Below are 4,070 nucleotides of genomic sequence, written 5' to 3'. Positions count from 1 at the left end.
GCCAAATATGGTGTTTGATATCAATAAGTTAGAAAACAAGTATAAAGAAGTAATAAAAGCAGTTATATTTAGTTCGAAGAAATATGATCGTCAACACTAAACTAGACAATTTTTTTAAGGTGTTTAAGTTTGAATTCAATTGGACTTAAATAATTTAGGGTTCCATGAATTCTAATAAAGTTATACCAATGAACATAGTCACGAAATTGCCTTGATAACTCTTCTAAACTATCAAAATGACGACGATTGAAAAACTCAGTCCCAATGATTTTATATGTTGCTTCAGCTACTTTGTTGTCGTAGGACAACCTTTCATGGTTAATGAACGACTGATATTAAATATTTGTAAAGGGCTTATCGATATATCAATAAGATTATTTTTAAATTCACTTCCTCGATCTGTATGAAATAGCTGGATGTTATGAAGATCGGTTTTTAATTGATACTAATGCTTTATAAACTAATAATTCATCTTTGTTTGGGTCTGTACTATGACCGATAATTTCTCGATTAAAGAGATCAACAAATACACACATGTAATGCCATTTTTTATCAACTCTTACATAAGTTAAATCACTATGACAGACAGTGGCTTTTCCTGTGTGAATTATCGATTTATTTCATTGTTTAGTGGTCCTCATTGGGCTGTGTTTTTTTAGGTTTAAACTGAGCTACTGTGTAAGTAGAAACAAGCCCCTGCTCATTCATAATGCTTCCAATACAACGTCTTGATACTACTTTTCCTTTTTTTAGTTCCTTTATTTTATGGGTCCATAATTTTGGTGACTTGCATGAAATATTCCGATAATGTCAGTAGTGATAGTATCTTCGTTTATACGTTCTTTTGCTTCATAATAATAGTGCTTCTTAGTAGTTGTAGGACTTTGCACATTTCTACACATTATTTTACATGATGTAATTCAGGGGTTTTTACAAATTGTTACAATAATTGCTGCGATCTACGTTTCTTTTATAGTACAATAGTATTAGGGGGGAATTGCGTATTAATCCATTAGTATGATAAATTCCAACAAAAGAATCAATATGTAGGAGTACAAAATGATTACAGAAAAGAAATTAATAACAAATTCCAATAACACTAATTTACTTAATGAACTCACACAATCTATTAAAGAATGTGTAAGTTTTTATTTTAGTGTTGCATTCATCAACTACAGTGGACTTCAACTTTTGCTAGATTCATTTAAAGAAGCAGAGCTTAACAAGAAAAAGGGCCGAATCATCACATCAACATATCTTAATTTTACTGAAGCAAAAGCATTAAATAAAATTAAAGAATTTAACAATATTGAATTGAAGGTATTTGTAACAGATAAAGAAATTGGTTTCCATACGAAGGTTTACATATTCGAATATGAGGATTTTTATAAAGTAATTATTGGATCGTCAAATATTACGCAAAGTGCATTAAAAAGTAACATTGAATGGAATCTTGAGACCCTCTCAAAGAACGATAGTGGATTTATAAAAGATGTGCTTAAAGAGTACAATAATTTGTGGAGTATTAGTGAAGATGCTACCACAGAGTTTATCGAACAATATAATGAATTCTTAAAATCTATTAAGAAGAATGAGAAAACTAGGAACGTTATTTATGAAAAACAGAGATACATTGTTCCGAATCGCATGCAAAGAAGAGCAATGGAGAACCTAGAAAGATTACGTAATTTTGGTGAAAAGAAAGCACTAGTTATTGCTGCAACTGGAACTGGTAAAACGTTTATGTCGGCTTTTGATGTGAAAAATGTGAATCCTGCTAGACTATTGTTTATTGTACATAGGGAGGAAATTCTCAAGAAAGCCAAAGAAACCTTTGAAACTCTGATAACAAATACAGGTACGACATTTGGATTGTTAACAGGTAATCATAAGGGGAAACATGCAGACTATGTGTTTTCAACAATTCAAACTATATCAAGGTGCTATGAAGAATTCGATAGAAATGAATTTGATTATATTATTTACGATGAAGCTCATCACGCCACAAGTCCTTCCTATCAAACGGTTATGAATTATTTTGAGCCAAAGTTTACTTTGGGAATGACAGCAACACCAGAGCGTAGTGATCATTCTAATGTGTTCGATCTTTTTGATAATAATGTTGCATTAGAAGTACGTTTACATGATGCATTGGAAGATGAACTTGTTATCCCTTTTCATTACTTTGGTATAACTGATGTTGAAGGTGTCGATTTAAGTGATGTATCGATTGACGATATAGCGGAAGTAACTAAACGCCTAAAGCTGAATGAACGTGTGGACTATATCATAGAGAAGATGAAATTTTATGGATATGATGGAGAAAAGAGAAAATGCTTGGGATTTTGTGCGAGTATCGAGCATGCAGAATATATGGCAGCTGAATTTAACAAAAGAGGTTACAACAGCATTTGTTTACATGGTGGTCATTCAGTTGAAGAACGTGGAAAATATATCGGAAAACTTGAAGATGATCAAGATGAATTAGAATTTATCTTCACTGTTGATATTTTTAACGAAGGTGTTGATATTCCTTCAATAAATTCTGTTCTCATGCTTCGCCCAACTAACTCGCCGATAATTTTTATTCAACAGCTTGGACGAGGACTACGAAAGCATAGGAGCAAAAGCTTTTTAACTGTATTAGACTTCATAGGAAATCATAGTAAAGTTTTCCTAATTGCGATCGCATTAAATGGAAGTCGATATTATGATAAAGAAAGCTTAAAGGTAGCAATCGCTACTGGTTTTGCTAATATACCTGGAGCAACACATATTCAAATGGACAAAATAGCTCAAGAGCGAATTTTAGAACAAATTGATAAAGAAAACTTTAATTCGATGAAATATCTAAAGGAAGAGTATTTTGAATTTAAAAAGCTTAATCAAGGTCGAGCTCCTTTGTATTTATTAGATTACCTCAAATTTGATGGAGCGCCAAACCCAGTTAAATTTATTGAACGGGAAAAAACGTATCTTCAGTTTGTAGCGAAGGTAGAAAAAGATGAACACTTAAAGAAATTACTAATAAACGATACGTTTGAAAGCATTTTAAAAGAACTCTCAAGCAAGCTACCACTCAAAAGAAGCTATGAATTTATTATCTTAAAATACTTATTAACACATGAAGAAGTTACACTTGAAATTGCAAAGCGTGAAATTTTAAAATTAATCAATGATGTTGATGAGGATAGTATTCTTCATGCTTTTGAATACCTAAATCAAAAATATTATGATAGTACTCAATTAAAATCAAAAGAAAAATTAGTGAATTATTATGGAGGCAAGCTAGTTAAAACAGATGCTTTTAAACGTGTTCTAGAAAATCCGGAGTTCCAGAAGTACATTGAAGATGTCCTTAACTATGGTATTTATCGATATGAGAAGGAATATAAGCATAACTACTATGGGGTTCCACATTTCAAGCTGTATGAACAATATCAAATGATTGATGCTGCTTTACTGTCTAATTACAGAAAAATACATACTGCTTTTAGAGGTTCCGGCTTACTAGCAAATGGAAACGACTATTTTCTTTTTATTGATCTTCATAAGGAAGAAGATATTAAAGAAAGTATTAATTATAAAGACAAATTTATTGATCAACAATATTTCCAATGGCAAACACAAAACAGTACAAGTCAATCTTCTGATAGAGGGAAAAATATTATTAATAACAAAGAAAGAGGAATAAACCTCCACCTTTTTGTAAGGAAATATAAAGAAATCGATGGGAAAATAGAACCTTATATTTATATCGGAAAAGGAGATACAGTGGCCTTTGAAGGAGAGAAACCTATTACTGTTAAAATAAAATTAGAACATGAAGTGCCTACTAATTTGTATACTGAGTTCACTAAAAAAGTGTAGTCTTCTCCATTTGAGAAGACTATTTTTCATCTATTAATTGCTTAACTGCTGGAATATCAGCTGGTGCCCATTTCAATGAGTCAAGACTTTCTCTCTTTAGCCAAATTAGAGTGGAATGCTCATTAGGTATTGGTGTTCCATCAACAATTCTACATTTAATCGAAATGAGATTAATAATAAATGAATTATATTCATGTGTG

The 4,070-nt window shown here is 31.4% G+C and carries 4 protein-coding genes; 1 reads left to right on the top strand and 3 read right to left on the bottom strand.

The features are described 5' to 3' along the window. Nucleotides 1-101 precede the first annotated feature (101 nt). Together HU235_RS25560 and HU235_RS25555 are read right to left on the bottom strand one after the other, a co-directional pair. Entirely contained in the window at nt 102-308 is a 207-nt protein-coding gene (locus HU235_RS25560; protein WP_174881108.1) for an IS3 family transposase, read from the bottom strand. 111 nt (nt 309-419) lie between these two features. Continuing rightward, complete coding sequence (locus HU235_RS25555) at nt 420-608, bottom strand: DDE-type integrase/transposase/recombinase (protein WP_370877235.1); 189 nt, start codon at nt 606-608, stop codon at nt 420-422. A gap of 451 nt (nt 609-1,059) precedes the next feature. Here HU235_RS25555 and HU235_RS17955 point away from each other — a divergent pair, with 451 nt between their 5' ends. Further along, nucleotides 1,060-3,870, top strand: coding sequence for a DEAD/DEAH box helicase (locus HU235_RS17955; protein ID WP_174881107.1), 2,811 nt, complete (start codon nt 1,060-1,062; stop codon nt 3,868-3,870). A 19-nt stretch (nt 3,871-3,889) separates the two neighbouring features. Here the strand turns inward: HU235_RS17955 and HU235_RS17950 are convergent. After that, the coding region (locus tag HU235_RS17950) for an NUDIX hydrolase (protein ID WP_459213477.1) at nt 3,890-4,070 on the bottom strand (181 nt) is incomplete at its 5' end.

It is taken from the genome of Metabacillus niabensis (genome assembly GCF_902829255.1).
GTDB lineage: Bacteria > Bacillota > Bacilli > Bacillales > Bacillaceae > Metabacillus > Metabacillus niabensis.
Note: the sequence above shows the minus strand (reverse complement) of the source record. Positions and strands in the feature narration are given on the sequence as shown.

Bases quoted from the DNA above. Each gene is read 5' to 3' on its own strand.
- HU235_RS17955 (WP_174881107.1), top strand. From the start codon at position 1,060: ATGATTACAGAAAAGAAATTAATAACAAATTCCAATAACACTAATTTA.